Origin of the sequence: Pseudogemmobacter sonorensis (assembly GCF_042762395.1) — a bacterium.
Classification (GTDB): Bacteria; Pseudomonadota; Alphaproteobacteria; order Rhodobacterales; family Rhodobacteraceae; genus Pseudogemmobacter; species Pseudogemmobacter sonorensis.
In genome coordinates, this window is record NZ_JBEFZE010000038.1 from 18,449 (window position 1) to 35,212 (window position 16,764).

The 16,764-nt window shown below is 64.5% G+C and carries 12 protein-coding genes and 1 pseudogene; 9 read left to right on the forward strand and 4 right to left on the reverse strand.

Annotated features, from left to right (window positions below; all coding sequences use genetic code 11):
• The first annotated feature begins 30 nt into the window (after positions 1-30).
• The 6 genes from ABNX41_RS19025 to ABNX41_RS19050 all read left to right on the forward strand — a co-directional run bounded on the left by ABNX41_RS19025 (position 31) and on the right by ABNX41_RS19050 (position 8,558).
• Positions 31-1,569 (forward strand): sugar ABC transporter ATP-binding protein, encoded by a 1,539-nt coding sequence (locus ABNX41_RS19025; protein WP_438671274.1) that lies wholly within the window; start codon positions 31-33, stop codon positions 1,567-1,569.
• On the forward strand, positions 1,562-2,542 hold the full coding sequence (locus ABNX41_RS19030) for an ABC transporter permease (protein WP_438671275.1): 981 nt from the start codon (positions 1,562-1,564) through the stop codon (positions 2,540-2,542). The genes ABNX41_RS19025 and ABNX41_RS19030 overlap by 8 nt, the downstream gene beginning before the upstream one ends.
• An 88-nt stretch (positions 2,543-2,630) precedes the next feature.
• Positions 2,631-4,700 (forward strand): hydantoinase/oxoprolinase family protein, encoded by a 2,070-nt coding sequence (locus ABNX41_RS19035; protein WP_438671276.1) that lies wholly within the window; start codon positions 2,631-2,633, stop codon positions 4,698-4,700.
• Between the two features lie 4 nt (positions 4,701-4,704).
• The gene (locus ABNX41_RS19040) at positions 4,705-6,366 is read left to right on the forward strand and encodes a hydantoinase B/oxoprolinase family protein (protein WP_438671277.1); all 1,662 of its coding nucleotides are present in this window, start codon (positions 4,705-4,707) and stop codon (positions 6,364-6,366) included.
• A 115-nt stretch (positions 6,367-6,481) separates the two neighbouring features.
• Positions 6,482-7,228, forward strand: a complete 747-nt coding sequence (locus ABNX41_RS19045) for a GntR family transcriptional regulator (protein ID WP_438671278.1) — start codon at positions 6,482-6,484, stop codon at positions 7,226-7,228.
• 397 nt (positions 7,229-7,625) lie between these two features.
• A complete protein-coding gene (locus tag ABNX41_RS19050) occupies positions 7,626-8,558 on the forward strand; it encodes a dihydrodipicolinate synthase family protein (protein ID WP_438671279.1) in 933 nt (310 codons plus the stop codon).
• Between the two features lie 550 nt (positions 8,559-9,108).
• On the opposite strand, the gene ABNX41_RS19055 is transcribed toward ABNX41_RS19050, so the two are convergent.
• From ABNX41_RS19055 to ABNX41_RS19070, 4 genes and pseudogenes are all read right to left on the reverse strand, one after another.
• Positions 9,109-9,939 (reverse strand): hypothetical protein, encoded by an 831-nt coding sequence (locus ABNX41_RS19055; protein WP_438671280.1) that lies wholly within the window; start codon positions 9,937-9,939, stop codon positions 9,109-9,111.
• Positions 9,884-10,237, reverse strand: coding sequence for a hypothetical protein (locus tag ABNX41_RS19060; RefSeq protein ID WP_438671281.1), 354 nt, complete (start codon positions 10,235-10,237; stop codon positions 9,884-9,886). Before ABNX41_RS19060 ends, ABNX41_RS19055 begins: the two co-directional genes overlap by 56 nt.
• A 9-nt stretch (positions 10,238-10,246) precedes the next feature.
• Positions 10,247-11,102, reverse strand: a pseudogene (locus ABNX41_RS19065) (IS5 family transposase).
• A gap of 31 nt (positions 11,103-11,133) precedes the next feature.
• Positions 11,134-12,129 carry a LysR family transcriptional regulator gene (locus ABNX41_RS19070; protein WP_438671282.1) on the reverse strand — a complete coding sequence of 332 codons (996 nt, stop codon included), beginning with the start codon at positions 12,127-12,129 and terminating at the stop codon, positions 11,134-11,136.
• 285 nt (positions 12,130-12,414) lie between these two features.
• On the opposite strand from ABNX41_RS19070, the gene amaB reads away from it, so the two are divergent.
• The 3 genes from amaB to ABNX41_RS19085 all read left to right on the forward strand — a co-directional run bounded on the left by amaB (position 12,415) and on the right by ABNX41_RS19085 (position 16,550).
• Positions 12,415-13,851 (forward strand): L-piperidine-6-carboxylate dehydrogenase, encoded by a 1,437-nt coding sequence (gene amaB, locus ABNX41_RS19075; RefSeq protein WP_438671286.1) that lies wholly within the window; start codon positions 12,415-12,417, stop codon positions 13,849-13,851.
• Between the two features lie 4 nt (positions 13,852-13,855).
• Positions 13,856-15,094 (forward strand): pyridoxal phosphate-dependent aminotransferase, encoded by a 1,239-nt coding sequence (locus ABNX41_RS19080; protein ID WP_438671283.1) that lies wholly within the window; start codon positions 13,856-13,858, stop codon positions 15,092-15,094.
• 88 nt (positions 15,095-15,182) lie between these two features.
• Entirely contained in the window at positions 15,183-16,550 is a 1,368-nt protein-coding gene (locus tag ABNX41_RS19085; protein WP_438671284.1) for a hypothetical protein, read from the forward strand.
• The last annotated feature ends 214 nt before the right edge of the window (positions 16,551-16,764 follow it).

Here is a 16,764-nt window from a genome sequence, read left to right on the forward strand (position 1 = left end):
CCCCATCCCCCCGTGAGGAAGGAGGCAGCCATGCCCAGCACGGAGATCGCCGTCCGGGTGCGCGGCGTCGCCAAGAGCTTTGGTGGAACCAGGATTCTGGAAGACATCGCGGTCGATATCGGCCGCGGCGAGGTGCATGCCCTGGTGGGCGAGAACGGGGCCGGCAAGTCGAGCTTGGGAAAGATCATCGGCGGCTATTACACGCCGGACGAGGGCCAGGTCGAAGTCTGGGGCAAGGCCATCGCCCGTTTCTCGCCGCGCGACGCGCTCTCGCATGGCATCGCAATGATCCATCAGGAATTGCAGCTCGTCCCGACACTAACCGTGTTGCAGAACGTCTTTCTCGGGCAGGAGAGCAGCCGTTGCGGCATCCTTTCGGCTGGCGATCGAGAAAGATTTGCCCGGCTGGAACAGACCTGCGACTTCGGTCTCGACCCCGACGCCAGGGTCTCGGATCTGCGTATCGCCGAACGCCAGAAGGTCGAGATCATGCGCGCCATCGCGCGCGATGCCCGGGTCATCATCATGGATGAGCCGACCTCGTCCCTGACCGAGGACGAGGCCGAACGCCTGCATGCGCTGATTGCGCGGCTTCGCGCGCAGGGCAAGACGGTGATCTACGTCAGCCATTTCCTTGAACATATCCTTACGAACTGCGACCGTGTCACGATCATGCGCGACGGCGTGGTGGTGCGCAGCGCCGATATCGCGGGCGAGACGAAGCAAAGCCTGGTCGCCTCAATGCTGGGGGCCGAGGCCGACATCCTCTGGCCTGCCCTGCCGCCGCCGCCCGATCCCGCGACGCCGCCGATCGTCGAATTGCGCGATGTTTCGACCCGCACCGGCCTGTCGGGGGTCAGCCTGGCAATCCGGCCCGGCGAGATCGTCGGCCTGATCGGCCTTGTCGGCGCCGGCCGGACCGAGATCGCCCGCGCGATCTTCGGGGCCGACGCGATCGTCTCCGGCCAGATCCTGATCGACGGAGTCGCGCAAGGCCGCCTGTCGGTGTCCGAGGCGGTGCGGAAGGGCCTGGCCCTTGTCCCCGAGGACCGCCGCAAGCAGGGGCTGGTGATGACCCAGACCACGCGGCCGAACATCAGCCTTGCTACGCTGGGCCGCATCGGTCGCCTCGGGATCCTGCGGCCTCGCGACGAGATCGCGCGCGTCGAAGAGATGATCGCACATTTCGGCATCGTGCCCACGCATGTCGACGGCCGGGTGGTCTCTTATTCTGGGGGCAACCAGCAAAAGGTGCTGCTGGCGAAATGGGCCGTGGCCAAGCCGCGCCTTCTGATCCTCGACGAACCGTCGCGCGGCGTCGATATCGGCGCGCGCCAGCGCATCCACGAGTTCATCACCGAGATAGCCCGCACGGGAACCGGCGTGCTGCTCATCTCCTCGGAGCTTGAGGAAGTCATCAACCTGTCACATCGCGGCTATCTCATGAGCGAGGGGCGGATTTTCGCAGAAGAACGATCGGCAGATCTGACGGCCGAGACCGCGCTGGCGCGCGTGTTCGCCGAACAGGAGCGCCATTCCGCAGGCCAGGAGACCCGCCCGGATGAGTGATGCGACCACCAATGCCAAACACCCGGCCCGCCGCAGCTCGGCCGCAGAGATCGCCCGCGAATACGGCGTTCTCATCATCATCGCGCTTCTTCTGATCGGGCTGAGCTTCGCCTCGGACAGTTTCCTGACCCCGCGCAACCTGCTCAACATATTCAACCAGTCGGCGCCGCTGGCGATCATCGCCTGCGCGCTTACCTTCGTCATCATCGGCGGGGGGTTCGATCTTTCGACCGGGGCGATCTTCGGCGTCGCGGCGGTCAGCGCGGGCTGGATCGCCATCAATGTCGATCCGATGGTCGCGATCGTCGCCGGGCCCCTGATCGGCATGGTGCTTGGCACGCTAAACGGGATAATCATCACCGGCTTCAACGTGCACTCCTTCCTTGTCACGCTTGCGACCAGCCTCGTCTATCGCGGCATCGCCATCCTGATAACCGACGGCAAGCTGATCCCGGTGCGGATCGCCGAATTTTCCTGGATCGGGCGCAGCCGAGTGTCGATTTTCGGGATCGAGATCAATGTCGCGGTTCTCGTCATGCTGGCCTTCATGGCGCTGATGATGTTCTTGCTCAACCGCACGACCTTCGGCCGCGCGGTCTTCGCCGTCGGCGGCAATGAAGAGGCGGCGCTGCTCTCCGGCATCCGCACACGGCTGGTGAAGATCGTCACCTTCGCCATGTCCGGCACGGCGGCGGGCCTAGCGGGTGTCATCACCGTCTCGCGCATCTCGATGGCCGAGCCCCAGGCCGGCTCGGGCCTTGAATTCGAGGCCATCGCCGCCGTGATCCTGGGCGGCACCTCGATCATGGGCGGGGCCGGCGCGATCTGGAGGTCCGTCGCCGGGGTGCTTCTCATCGCGCTGATTGGCAACGGCTTCAACATCCTCAATGTGAACCCGTTCTTCAAGGATCTGACCACCGGGGTCATCATCGTCATCGCCGTGGCCCTGGCCGCCTCCGGCCCGAAACGCTGATCCCAGCCCCCTCCTTCCCGCTGGGTGGAAAGATCCGCCCGGCCCCTTTGACCACCGAGCGGCCCCGCCGCCCCGAAGAGGCCCGAGAATGACCGAGAAAATCACCCGCGTCGCCACCGATGTCGGCGGCACTTTCACCGATCTCGTCCATTTCGAGACCGATGTCGCCACAGGACGTCAAACCGTGTGCACCGAGAAATCCGACACCACCCCGCCCGAATTCGAAAAGGGCGTGCTCAATGTCCTCGACAAGGCGGGGATCGACATCAGATCCGTGGATTTCTTCGCGCATGGCACGACGGTCGTCATCAACGCGCTGACCGAGCGCAAGGGCGCCAAGGTGGGCCTTGTCACCACCAGGGGTTTTCGCGACGTGCTGGAAATCGGGCGCGGCAACCGGCCGGATTTCTTCAACCTGATGTATCGCAAACCCGCCCCCTTCGTGGAGCGCTATCTGCGCCGCGAGGTCGCCGGACGGATCGACTTCAAGGGCCAGGAGCAGGGGCCGCTGGACCTTTCGGCGCTGCCCGGCATCGTCGCGGACTTTCAGGCCGACGGTGTCACTGCCGTGGCGGTCTGCCTGATCCATGCCTATGCCAATCCCGACCATGAGGAAGCGGTTCTGGCCGAGATCCGCCGCCTCTGGCCGCAGGTCTCGGCGGTGGCGAGCCACCAGATCACCCGCGAATGGCGCGAATACGAGCGCAGCTCGACCACCGTGCTTTCGGCCTATGTCCAGCCTGCGGCGGAGCGTTACCTCGACCGGCTGGAAAAGGGCCTGGCTGAGCGCGGCTATGAGGGGAGGCTCTACATCATGCAATCGAATTGCGGCGTGGATTCCGTGCAATCCATCAAGGCCGTGCCGATTACCATGGTCGAAAGCGGCCCGGCCTCGGGCTTCTGGGGCGCGGCGGAACTGGGCCGCATCATCGGCGAGCCGGATGTGCTGGCCCTCGACATCGGCGGCACCACCGCGAAATGCTCGCTCATCAAGGGCGGCAATGTCACGATCAAGACCGATTACTGGATCGAGCGGGATCGCAAATCGGCGGGCTATCCGATCATGGTGCCGGTCGTGGACCTGGTCGAGATCGGCAACGGCGGAGGCTCCATCGCCTGGGTCGACGAATTCGACAAGCTGCATGTCGGCCCGAAATCGGCAGGCTCCACCCCCGGACCGGCGGCCTATGGCCGGGGCGGTAAGAGTGCCACCACCACCGACGCAAATCTTGCGCTTGGCCGGATCAACAAGGATTATTTCTGCGGCGGCGCGGTAATCGCCGACATGGGCGCCCTCGGCGCCGCGCTTGGCAGGCTGGGGAGCAGGCTTTCCATGACCGAGGCCGAGGTCGCGCGCGGCATCCTGCGCATCGCCAATTCCAACATGGTCAACGCGCTCAAGCTCGTCTCGGTCAACCGTGGCCAAGACCCGCGCGATTTCACCCTTGTCGTCTTCGGCGGCGGCGGCCCGATGCATGGCGTGGCGCTGGCCCAGGATCTGGGCATGAGGAAGGTCGTGGTGCCGCGCGGCGCGCCGGTCTTCTCGGCCTGGGGCATGCTGATGAGCGATCTGCGCCGCGATTATTTCGTGACCGAACTCATGGATGCGACCGACCACGCAGCGCTTTCCACGCTGATCGGCAAGACCGAGGAACGCGCCCTGGCCGATTTCGCACGCGAAGGCGTTCCAGCGGGGAAGGTCCGGCTCGAACGTCATGTCCGCGCGCGCTACCAGAACCAGGAATTCGCGGTCGAGGTCGCACTGCCCGGAGGCAGGCCCGATGCGGCCGGCGCCGAGGCGATGATCGCCGCCTTCCACGAGGCCTATGAGCGCGAATATACCTATCGCCTGGAGGCCGGGGTCGAGATCATCGGCATACACTTGGTCGCCTCCTCCGAGGTCGGCAAGCTGGAGTTGGTCGCACTGCCCGCCACCGGCGCGACGGTCGAGCAGGCGATCAAGGGGCGCCGCATGGTCGATTATGCCACCGAAGGCTGCCACGAGGCCACGATCTATGACGGCACGCGGCTTGAGCCGGACATGGAGTTCACCGGCCCCGCCGTGATCGAGGATCCCGGCACCACCATCGTCGTCCATCCGGGGAACCGGGTGCGTATCGACGATTTCGGCAATACCCATATCGAGATCCGGGGCTGAACCAATGACCCAAGCACAATACGATCCCGTCACCTTCGACATCATTCAGAACGGGCTTGAGGCCATCGCCGACGAGATGTTCGTGGCGCAGCGCAAGGCTTCCATGTCCGCTATCATCTACGAGGTTCTCGACTTCTCGACCTCGATCCTGGCGCCGAACGGCGATATCGCAGCCGCCGGAGCCGGGATTCCGGCCTTCATCGGCGTTCTCGACAAGGCGGTGAAGGGCATCTTGAAGAAATTCCCGCTGGAAACCGTAAAACCCGGCGACATGTTCGCCTCCAACGATCCCTATTGGGGCGGCGTGACCCATCTCAACGACATGGTGCTGACCTCGCCGGTCTTCGATGAGGACCGGATCGTCGGCTGGGTCGCCAATATCGCGCATTGGAACGACGTCGGCGGCAATGTGCCCGGCTCGATGTCCTCGGAGGCGACCGAGATCTTCCAGGAAGGCGTGCGCATTCCGGCGGTCAAGCTCTTCGACCAGGGCGTCGCCAATCAGGCGGTGTTCGACATTCTCTATGTGAACACGCGCCTTCCCGATTTCCTGCGCGGCGATCTGTGGGCCGGGATCGCGGGCCTGCGCATCGGCGAGCGCCGGGTGCTCGAACTGATCGCGAAATACGGCGCGGCGACCTACAGCGCCGCTGTCGCCGATTACATGGATCTGGGCGAACGCCGCGCGCTGGCCGCACTCGGGGCCTTGCCGACCGGGGTCTACGATTACCAGGAAGAACAGGACAGCGGCGCGATCCACAAGATCCGGCTGACCATCACGCCCGAGAAATTCAGCGTCGATCTCACCGAAAATCCCGCGCAGGCGGGGTCCAACAATTCCTCGCGCGAGGGATCCGAGATCGCCCTGCAACTGGCGTTCAAGACCTTCACCGATCCCGACGGTCCGGGCAACGGCGGCTGTTTCCGCCCGCTTGAGGTCATCACCAGGCCGGGCACGATCTTCCATGTCGTCGAACCCGGCGCGCTTGGCTACTATTCCGAGGTCGAGATCCGCCTTTTCGACATGACGCTGCGGGCGCTGGCGCATCACTTCCCCGGCATGGTGCCTTCGGGCAATTTCGCCTCGATCTGCGGCACGGTCATGGGCGGCAGGCATCCCGACACCGGGCGGCATTACACCATCGTCGAGCCGCAGATCGGCGGTTGGGGCGCCTGGAAGGGCCAGGACGGGCCGTCGGGCCAGTTCTCGGGCTTTCATGGCGAGACGTTCAACTGCCCCGCCGAGATCGCCGAGGCGCGCTACGGCATGTTCGTCGACCAGGTCGCGCTGAACCCCGAGCCGGGCGGCGAGGGGCAATGGCGCGGCGGCAAGGGCATCGAGGTGCATTACCGCGTGCGCGGCGACAACAACTTCCTGTCGCTCGGCTATACCCGCTCACGCATGCCGCCCTGGGGGCAGGCCGGCGGCAGGGACGGCTCGCTCAATTACGTCGAGCTTCGCCGCACCTCGGGCGCGGTAGAACGCTATGCCTTCGCCACCAATGTCGTAGTGAACACGAACGACGTGATTCGCATCGTGACCGCCAATGGCGGCGGCTATGGCGATCCGACCCTGCGCCCGGCCGAAGATGTCGCACGCGACATCCGCAACAGCTATGTCACGCCGGAACGCGCGAACGAGGTCTATGGCAAGGCGCCTGCCTGAGTCGGGACAATAGGACCAGCAATGCGCGGGGGGGGTGCGCGTTCCCGGATCATCCCGCCAAGGCCATTGCGCGCAACGGTTCGACATGTTGTCTTCCCGGGAATGGCTCCAGCATATGATTGAAGTGGATTTTGCGACGATGGATCAGGACGCGCCAGCCAAGGACACGAATGCCGCAGCCGGACCAAGGCGCGGCTCGGGCGCAACCCATGTCTATGAGGCGCTGAAATCCGAGATCATCGCCCTGACGCTCGCCCCCGGCAGCACCATCGACGAGACGGTTCTGGCGACGCGCTTCAACCTGTCCCGCACGCCTATCCGCGAGGCGATGGTCAGGCTCGCGGCCGAGGGTCTCATCACGACGCTGCCCAATCGCGCAACCATCGTCAGCCAGATCGACTTTCTGAACCTCTCGCAGTTCTTCGATGCGCTGACGCTCATGTATCGGGTCACCACCCGCCTTGCCGCGGCGCATCACCTGCCCGCAGACCTGCCCGGCATAAGGACCTTGCAGCGGGCCTATGACGACAGGGTGGAAGCGCGCGACGTAGTGGGGATGATCACCGTGAACCGGGATTTCCATCTGGCCATCGCGAGGGCTGGTCGCAATCCCTATTACACCGACCTCTTCGCGCGCCTGCTGAACGAGGGGCTGCGGATCCTGCGCGTCTATTACTCTTCCTTCAACGACAACCTGCCCCGGCAATATGCCGACGAGCATGAGGCGCTGCTGGTCGCGATCATCGCCCGCGACGTGGCCGAGGCCGACCGCATCGCGGCGGCCCATGCCGATCAGATCGTGCGCCAGATCCGCTCCTATATCGCGGCGGACCGGCGCACCAATCTCGATATCGCGCTCTAAGCCCCTTTAACGGTCCGCCGACGACACCCGCGCCATGACGCGACGATCTCGGTCGTCCGGCGCAGGCCGTCCAGATCCACGCTTTCAGGCGCGGCGCATGGGCCGCGCGCTGAGAGGCCGGGTCCTATCGCCAGAGACCCGCCCAAGCGCGCCACCCAGCCCCAGAACCTACGACAGAGGGCACGGCCCCGTCTCGTCATTCCCGGGTATGCGCTCCCTTCGTCTTCGCCTGAAGGGCGACCCCGGTCGCGGTTATCTCCGGCATGCGGGACGCATCATCCCTGTGCATTCGCCATTCAGTATTTTTCTTGTCGACAAATTTTCGACTTGGTGCTAGCCCTAAGAGGAGATTCACGCCTGCCCCACAAGTCGGCAGGCCCCAGACAAGGAACCGCAAATGGGCCACTCCCCCTTCACCGGTTGCATCCCGGCACTGATGACGCCCTGCAAGGCCGACCGGACGCCGGATTACGACGCACTTCTGCGCAAGGCGCAGGAGTTGATCGCGCTCGGCATGTCGGGCGTCGTCTATTGCGGCTCGATGGGGGACTGGCCGCTTTTGACCGATGAACAGCGGATGGAGGGTGTCGCCCGCCTCGTCAGCGCGGGCGTGCCTGTCATCGTCGGCACCGGGGCGGTGAACACGAAATCTGCCGTCGCCCATGCCGCCCATGCGGCAAAGGTCGGCGCGGCGGGGCTCATGGTCATTCCCCGCGTGCTGTCGCGCGGCTCCTCCATCGCGGCGCAAAAGACGCATTTCAAGGCGATCCTCGCCGCCGCGCCGGAATTGCCCGCCGTGATCTACAACAGCCCGCATTACGGTTTCGCCACCCGCGCCGATCTTTTCTTCGCATTGCGCGAGGATCACCCGAACCTTGTCGGCTTCAAGGAATTCGGCGGCGCCGCGGCCATGACCTATGCGGCTGAGAACATCACCTCGGGCAATCCCGATCTGACGCTGATGGCGGGGGTGGACACCTGCGTCTACCACGGCTTCGTCCATTGCGATGCGACCGGCGCCATCACCGGCATCGGCAACGCCCTCCCGCGGGAGATCCTGCATCTGATCTCGCTTTGCGAGAAGGCGCAGAAGGGGGATGTCACGGCCCGACGTCAGGCCAGGGAGCTTGAGGAGGCGCTGACCGTGCTTTCGCTCTGGGACGAAGGCGTCGACCTGGTGCTTTTCTACAAATACATGATGGTCCTGAATGGCGATGCGGAATACGATCTGCATTTCAACGAGACCGATGAACTCAGCCCCGCGCAGCGCGCCTTCGCCAAGCGCCGTTACGAGCAGTTCAAGCACTGGTATGCGGCCTGGGCGGCATAAAAGCCGACCATTGCGCGGGCCCGCCGGGAACGCCGTGACGCCCTCCCCATACGGCTGGGCCGCGCGCCAGGCGCCTTCGGCCAAGCCGAGGGCGCAAGCCCTGAGCGAAACCATCGCCACCGCGGGCCGGACTGTTACGCCTGCGCCACCGACCCCAAGGATGCTGGCGCTTCGGCAAATCGAACCATGCCTCGCCACGAGTTCGAGAGGACCAGCGAGACGTTCGGCCCCACCTGCCGGACCATGTCCCGCCCGAGAAACTGATCCGCAGCTTGACCGACAATAATGCTTTCGACACCCTTTACTGCCACACCGCGATCCTGAAACGCGATGCCATCGCAGCCATACCCCCCATCCGGCAAGAATGTGCAGCGGTGGCCAAAGGGTTGCCCCGCGACAAGGTCCTCCACGCAAGCAATTTCCAAATACGCGGCGTCTCGGGTCCCTATCGCGCAGGCAGGCCTTTCGGGGCGGGCCGCACTGATCGCTCGCACTTCTGCGTCACGGCGCAGATTTTCGTGACATCATCACCAAGGCCCCGAGGGCGCCTTTACACCCCGCATTTGGCGCGCATTTGTTGGATCGCTTTGCCCGATCCGCGCAATGAGAAATACCGTGCACCTTCGGGCATCCGTTCGGCGGCCGGGCCGGTCAGGGCGAAGGATTGGCCGCTGGACAGCGCGTCCACCACCTTGTCGGACACGAAAAAACTGCTGGTGTCGCCGAGATATACATCATGTTCGCTGCCCTCGATCCGCATCGGAAGGACCTGCGCATCCACCGTGAGCGAAGCGGGGACATTGGCGGTCCAGTTCTCCGGGCTGTGAAGCGTCAGGGTGATCCCGGCGCGCCCCGGGAGGCAGGACAGCGAAACATGGCTCTTGCCCGAAGCGCTTTCGACAATCGCATAGAAAGCCGCCCCGGCCTGCCTGAACTGCCAACTGCCGCTTGGCCGATAGCCGGAGGTCGACGTTGCGGCTGCAGGCGGGGCGGCGGTATCCGATCCAATGGGGCTGATCCCGCCAACCGGCTGCGTCTCGATTCCCCACAGCCCCTGTCGGCCCACCTTCTCGATGCCGATCCCGCAGGCCGACAGCACCTCGCCGATGGGCTCGTTTCCGCCGGTGACGTCAAAAACAGCCGTGACGGCACCGCCACCCTCGGGATGGACCTGGACGACGAATTCCTCCGCCTCGGTCAATTTCTGGATCAGGTCGGCTTCTTCGGTAAAGAACGTTGCCGTTCCCATGGAGGAAATGCCCCAGCGAATAGAACGCTCGGGGGCGTTCTGGTCGATGCGATAGAGATGGATCACAGCGCCTGAATCAGAGAGAACCCCTCCGGCAGCACGGCCCCCCCCAGACCAGATAGCCTTCGACACGCCCGTCCATGCAGCGGATGTTCATTTCCGTTGCCTGCATGGTTTCGGGCTCCATGCGCGCGGCGGTGTTGCGCGCAAGGGGAGTACCCCCGGTCAGCGTGTCAGACGCCACTTCGAATATCCAAGGCGCGGCAGGTGCGGCTGCCGCGTCCGTATCGGTATCGTCGGCGATGAGGCCATCAAAACACGCAAGGCGGGCCGTCGGGTCCGCAATCCCCATATAGGCCTGAATGTCGTCGTTGCCCTGCGCGAAGGCGGAGAACGGAAATGCAACGAGAGCCAGTCTGTTGAAACCCACGTAATTAGATCATGTTGACAAATGTCGGAGCCATAGCCTGATGCAGGCGACGTCGACGAAGCCGAGGAAGCTTTCGGCGGTTTTGTCGTAGCGGGTTGCCAGCCGACGGCTGTTTTTCAGCTTGTTGAAGCAGCGCTCGACCATGTTGCGCAGGGTGTAGATGGTCATGTCGACAGCCTTGCGCACCCTTCGGGTCTTTCGCATCGGTATCATGGGCAGGGCGTTGTGGCTCTCGATGTCTTCCCGAACTTTGTCAGAGTCATAGCCCCTGTCAGCGACCAGAACGGCGGGCTGCGGCAGGTTGTCGGCCATCACCAGATCATAGCCGGTATAGTCTGAATCCTGCCCGGGCGTGATCTCGGTCCTCATCGGGAGGCCAGCGCCGTTGACCCGGAGATGGATCTTGGTCGAGAACCCACCTCTTGAACGGCCAAGAGCCTCTTGTCAGCAGTCCCCCTTTTGCACCCGCCGCATGATGATGGGCGCGGATCACCCTCGCCGGTTTGCTCGAACCGGTGGCACTTACCGGCTCGATGTCGACCATCTGGAGCTTGTCTGGCGCGATCCCGGCGTGGTTCAGCGCATCCAGGATATCCTCCCACAGCCCCGCCAAAGTCCAGCGGCGGAACTGACGGCAGACCGAGGACCACTTGCCGAACTCTTCGGGCAGGTCACGCCAGGGCGCGCCGGTCCTTGTGTCGCGCTACGCCTCGAACCAGTGGCGGCTTGCGCTCCACCAGAAAATTCCGCCCAGAACAAGACGATGGTCCGCAGGTTTCCGCCCGTTCGGGTGCCGGACGGCACGAATGAAGCCCTCGAAGAAGGCCCACCCGTCGTCCGATATCAGGTTGCGCGCCAAGTTCATCTCCTACGTAGAGATGAGCTTGAAACATGGGTCAAGGAAAAGGGGAATCCATTTTGTCAACATGACCTAAAACCGATCCACCAGATGCCGGGACTGAACAACTAGGCGTGCTGTTAGTCGATCCAGTAGGCTGCGATCGGACCTGGCGTACGAGCCAGACTTGAAAGGCGGAGCTAAGGGAATCGGACGATTTTCCTTCCGGTACGACCACATAATAGCCCTGATCCGTCGGCATCGGATAATTCGCCACGACGACCAGCCGTCCGGAGCTGAGTTCATCCTCAATGAGATAGCTGGGCAGAAGCGCAATTCCCAAGCCCGCGATTGCCGCCGTAATCGCCATCGCGAACTGGTCGAAACGGTGTCCGCGATATGCGTGTTCAGCCTCGACACCCACGCTGTCGAACCATTGCGCCCAGAGCCGCGGGCGGGTGTCGAGATGCAAAAGCGGCAACGCCGCCAGGTCGTCGGGCACACTCGTGCCCGCGATCGCGGCCAGCCCGGGCGATGCAACCGGGAGAACAAGCTCGCCGCACAGGAATGTGCACGTCGCATGAGGCCAGGCAGGGCGGCCGTAATGTATCGCCAGATCGAAAGGCTCCTGTCCGAAATCGAAGGGTGCCGACCGCGACGACAGATTGATCTGCGTGTCCGGATGACGCGCGAGAAAGCCCGGAAGCCGTGGCATCAGCCAGCGACTGCCGAAAGTCGGCAGCGTTGCAACCGAAAGCATGCCAGACAATCCCCGGGAGCCCAGGGCGCGCAGCGTCATCTCTTCCGCCTGAGCCAGCAGCCGACGCACATCCGGCAGCAGCCGACGGCCGTTTTCGGACAGCACAACCCGCTGGCGCACACGGTCGAACAGCCGCAGACCAAGCTGCGTTTCCAGATCCTTGATCTGGCGGCTGACAGCGCTCTGGCTCAGGTTCAATTCGGTGGCCGCCAGAGTGAAGCTGCCAAAGCGTGCAGCCGCTTCGAAAGCCTGGAGCGCCGCAATGTCTGGAATGTGACTACGGCTCAAGTTCATGCAAATCTCACATCAACTCAGCAAGAATCAGCAAAATACATGCCGCACATCATCTGGTATCCGCAAGACGGCAAATTGTTTTCTGCCCGAAAAGCCCACGGCAACGAACGTCATGCCCGCCATCCGCGCGGCTCGTTAGATGGCGTGCAGTCGGTCAGAGAGACTTATCTTCGTTCGTACAGCTACAAAACTGAGGAACCAGCCATGACCCAGAGCCTTTCCAGTACGGCCTCTAAAATCCTCGTCGGCTTCGGCGTCGATCCCGCAGTTTATACCCGCGGGGCGATGGAAAGCTTCACCCCGGTGACGGGCGAGGCGATCGCGGCGCTGCCTGTCGCGACGGCTGCGGATACCGATGCGGCGATTACCCGGGCGGCGGCGGCGTTCCGGGCCTGGCGGCTGGTGCCGGCGCCGCGGCGGGGCGAGCTGGTGCGGCTTTTCGGCGAGGAACTGCGGGCGGCCAAGGCCGAGCTTGGCCGACTGGTCTCGATCGAGGCGGGCAAGAGCCCCTCCGAGGGCGCAGGCGAGGTGCAGGAGATGATTGACATCTGCGACTTCGCCGTCGGCCTCTCGCGCCAGCTTTACGGGCTGACCATCGCCACCGAGCGGCCCGGCCACCGGATGATGGAGACCTGGCATCCGCTGGGCGTCGTCGGCGTGATTTCCGCCTTCAACTTCCCCGTGGCGGTCTGGTCGTGGAACACGGCGCTGGCGTTGGTCTGCGGCAATGCCGTGGTCTGGAAGCCCTCCGAAAAAACGCCGCTGACCGCGCTTGCGAGCCAGGCGATCCTCGACCGGGCGATCGCACGCTTCGGCGATGCGCCCGAGGGGCTGGCGCAGGTGCTGATCGGCGGCGCCGATGTCGGCGCGGCACTGGTCGAGAACAATGACGTGGCGCTGATCTCGGCCACCGGCTCGACCCGCATGGGCCGCGCGGTGGGGCCGAAGGTCGCGGCGCGGTTCGGCCGCTCGATCCTCGAACTTGGCGGCAACAACGCGGGTATCATCTGCCCGTCGGCCGATCTCGACATGGCATTGCGCGCCGTGGCCTTCGGCGCGATGGGTACCGCCGGACAGCGCTGCACCACGATGCGGCGGCTCTTTGTGCATGAAAGCGTCTATGACGCATTGGTGCCCCGGCTGATCCGGGCCTACAGTTCCGTCAGCGTCGGCAATCCGCTGGAGACGCAGGTGCTGGTCGGCCCGCTGATCGACAGGGGGGCCTGGGAGGCGATGCAAGCCGCGCTTTCCGCCGCAAAGGCCGAGGGCGGCACGGTGCATGGCGGCGAACGGGTCGATGTGAATGGCGAAGGCTCATACTACGCCCGCCCGGCGCTGGTCGAGATGCCGACGCAGACCGGCCCGGTGCTGGAGGAGACCTTCGCGCCGATCCTCTACGTCATGAAGTACAGTGATTTCGACGAGGTTCTGGCGGCACATAACGCGGTCGGCGCAGGCCTGTCGTCATCGATCTTCACCCTCGATCTGCGCGAGATGGAGACGTTCCTGTCGGCGGCAGGTTCAGATTGCGGGATCGCCAACGTCAACATCGGCACCTCGGGCGCCGAGATCGGCGGCGCTTTCGGCGGCGAGAAGGAAACCGGCGGAGGCCGTGAAAGCGGTTCGGATGCGTGGAAGGGCTATATGCGCCGTGCCACCAACACCATCAACTATTCCCGCGCCCTGCCGCTGGCGCAGGGCGTCGTCTTCGATATCGACTGATCCGATGGGCGAGGCAGTCACCACCGGCGCGGCAGATTTCACCCTCGCCGCGCGCATCGCCGGTCTCGGCGTGTCCGAGATCCTTCAGATTGGCGCCCGCGCGGCGGCAATGAAACGCGTCGGCAGGCCGGTCATCATCCTCGGCGCGGGCGAGCCTGATTTCGACACGCCCGAGCATGTCAGCGCCGCCGCCACCGCGGCGATGGCGGCGGGACAGACGAAATACACCGCGCTCGACGGCACGCCGGAGCTGAAGGCCGCCATCGCCGCCAAGTTCCGGCGCGAAAACGGGCTCGACTACACGACAGCCGAGATCACCGTGGCGGCGGGCGCCAAGCAGATCATCTACAACGCGATGATGGCCAGCCTCAATCCGGGCGACGAGGTCGTCATCCCGACGCCCTGCTGGACCACCTATTCCGACATCGTGCGGATTGCCGACGGCGTGCCGGTTCTGGTCCCCTGCGACGCGGCTGCGGGATTCCGGCTGCGGGCCGACCAGCTTCGCGCGGTGATCACCCCGCGCACCCGCTGGCTGATGATGAATTCGCCCTCGAACCCCTCGGGCGCGGCCTATGGCGCGGCGGATTACCGGCCGCTGCTCGACGTGCTTCTTGACGCGCCGCAAGTCTGGCTGCTGGCCGACGACATGTATGAGCATATCGTCTATGGCAATTTCCGCTTCGTCACCCCGGCCGCGCTGGAGCCACGGCTGCGCGACCGGGTACTGACCGTCAACGGCGTCTCCAAGGCCTATGCGATGACCGGCTGGCGGATCGGCTATGCCGGTGGACCCGAGCCGCTGATCCGCGCGATAGCGGTCGTGCAGAGCCAGTCCACCTCCTGCCCGTCCTCGATCAGTCAAGCAGCGGCGCTGGCGGCGCTGGACGGCCCGCAGGATTTTCTGAAGGACCGGGCCGAGAGCTTCCGCATCCGCCGCGATGCCGTCGTCACCGCGCTGAACGCCATCGACGGGATCGCTTGCCGGGTGCCGGAAGGCGCATTCTACACCTTCGCCAGCTGCGAAGGCATGATCGGCCGCATCACGCCCGAGGGGCAGCGCATCGGTTCGGACCGAGATTTCTGCGGCTGGCTTCTCGATCATGCCCATGTCGCGACGGTCCCCGGTGCGGCCTTCGGGCTGTCGCGCTATTTCCGCATCTCCTATGCCACATCGATGGCAGAACTGGACGAGGCTTTGGACCGTATCGCCCGTGCCTGCGCCACGCTGCGAAACGAATAGGATATCCAGAAACATGAGCGCGACCTGCCCCAGCTCTGCCCCCCAACCGGCACGACCCGGCCTTTCACCGGCATGGAGCGTCCGGGCAATGCGCGAAAGCCTTGCGAACTGGCTGATCGTGGCGATGGCCGGGCTGCTGACCATCGGCGCGGTGGGCGGCCTGCAATGGCCGGTCGATGCGGCTGTCGCGATTGCGATCGGCGTGACCATCCTGAACTGGCACCGGCTTGCGCGGGTCGCGCGGATCTTCGTGCTTGGCGCCTGTGTGTCGATCCTTGGCTTCATCATCCTCGCGCCAGAGCAGATCGGCGAATTGCGGATCGCCCTGGCACAGGGCACGAAATTTGCGGCGCTTCTGGCGATGCTGGGCGTCCTGCGCCATCCGGTGCGCCGCTCGGACATCATCGCACGCGCCGCAGCCTGGCTGTTGGCCTTTCCCCGCGCAACCCGCTACGCGGCGATCAACATCGGCAGCCATTTCCTCAGCCTTCTGTTCAACGTCGGCATCATCGCGATGATCGGCGATCTGACGCGGAACGACCGACCCGCGGCCGACGATATCGACGCGGCCGAGCGGCAGTCGCTCATCATGGCCGGGATGCGCGGCCTTGTGCTGATGACCATCTGGTCGCCGATGGGGATCGGCTTCGCCATCGTCGTCACCTCGGTCAGCGGGCTGAACGCTGTGCATTTCCTGGGCCTCGCCTTCGCAACGGCGATCGTCATGCTGCTCGTCACCTGCTTCGTCGAGGCCCCGCGCGACAGGGCCGCGTCCGTCCCCGACCCCAGCCCGGATGTCCGCGGCTCACCGATGCCGCTGATCGCCGTGCTGTCCGCCTGCACGGGCCTTCTCATCGTCACGATCCTGCTGCACGAGGGTCTGGCGATCAGCTTTGTCTCGGCCACCGTTCTTGTGCTGCCGGTTTTCGCGATCCTGTGGCTGTTGCTGGAACGGAAAGCACCGCGGATCCCGCTGTCGTCCGATTTGCGCAGGATGGTCGCGGGGATCGGCGACATGCGGACGGAAAGCGCGATCTTTCTGTCGGCAACGGTGATCGGTGCCGGGATATCGCTGGTGGTCCGCGAACAGGGGTTCTGGCAGATCATGCAGAACGGCGATGTCCCGGTCATCGCGGTCCTGCTGTTCTGCCTGATCGTGGTGCCGCTGGCCGGTGCGCTCTACATTCCGCATTCGATCCTTGTCGTCATCATTGCCCAGCTATTCGGCTCCGGCCCGATCGGCGCCGAACATCCGATGGCGCTTGCACTGTCGCTGATGCTGGGCTGGTCGATGGCGATCGCCATTTCGCCGATCAGCGCAACGACGCTGCTGACCGGCAACCTCTGCAAGGTGCCGCCCAGCATTGTCGGGCTGAACTGGAACCGGAGTTTCGTCCTAACGCTGGCCGCGATATCGTCGGTTGCGGTTCTGGCCGTCTATCTCGCGGAAAGCTGACGTGAACCATGGACCTAGTTCATCTCAGATACGCGGTTGCCACGGCCCGGAACGGCAGCTTCAGCGCGGCGGCGCTGGAACTGAACGGTAATCGGTGTGCCGCTCCCATCTTCCAGCGCAGTTCCTAATGGGATCAATGGATTCCATTGTTGTTGGGTTATGGAGCCTCTCCATGGAGACTACATTGGAGGTTCTCACGGTCGGCGGGTCCGGT

Excerpts from the sequence above, each read along its gene's own strand:
- ABNX41_RS19040 (WP_438671277.1), top strand. The coding sequence starts at position 4,705 with ATGACCCAAGCACAATACGATCCCGTCACCTTCGACATCATTCAGAAC.
- ABNX41_RS19035 (WP_438671276.1), top strand. The coding sequence starts at position 2,631 with ATGACCGAGAAAATCACCCGCGTCGCCACCGATGTCGGCGGCACTTTC.
- ABNX41_RS19085 (WP_438671284.1), top strand. The coding sequence starts at position 15,183 with ATGCGCGAAAGCCTTGCGAACTGGCTGATCGTGGCGATGGCCGGGCTG.
- ABNX41_RS19050 (WP_438671279.1), top strand. The coding sequence starts at position 7,626 with ATGGGCCACTCCCCCTTCACCGGTTGCATCCCGGCACTGATGACGCCC.
- ABNX41_RS19030 (WP_438671275.1), top strand. The coding sequence starts at position 1,562 with ATGAGTGATGCGACCACCAATGCCAAACACCCGGCCCGCCGCAGCTCG.
- ABNX41_RS19025 (WP_438671274.1), top strand. The coding sequence starts at position 31 with ATGCCCAGCACGGAGATCGCCGTCCGGGTGCGCGGCGTCGCCAAGAGC.
- ABNX41_RS19070 (WP_438671282.1), bottom strand. The coding sequence starts at position 12,129 with ATGAACTTGAGCCGTAGTCACATTCCAGACATTGCGGCGCTCCAGGCT.
- ABNX41_RS19045 (WP_438671278.1), top strand. The coding sequence starts at position 6,482 with ATGATTGAAGTGGATTTTGCGACGATGGATCAGGACGCGCCAGCCAAG.
- ABNX41_RS19080 (WP_438671283.1), top strand. The coding sequence starts at position 13,856 with ATGGGCGAGGCAGTCACCACCGGCGCGGCAGATTTCACCCTCGCCGCG.
- amaB (WP_438671286.1), top strand. The coding sequence starts at position 12,415 with ATGGAAAGCTTCACCCCGGTGACGGGCGAGGCGATCGCGGCGCTGCCT.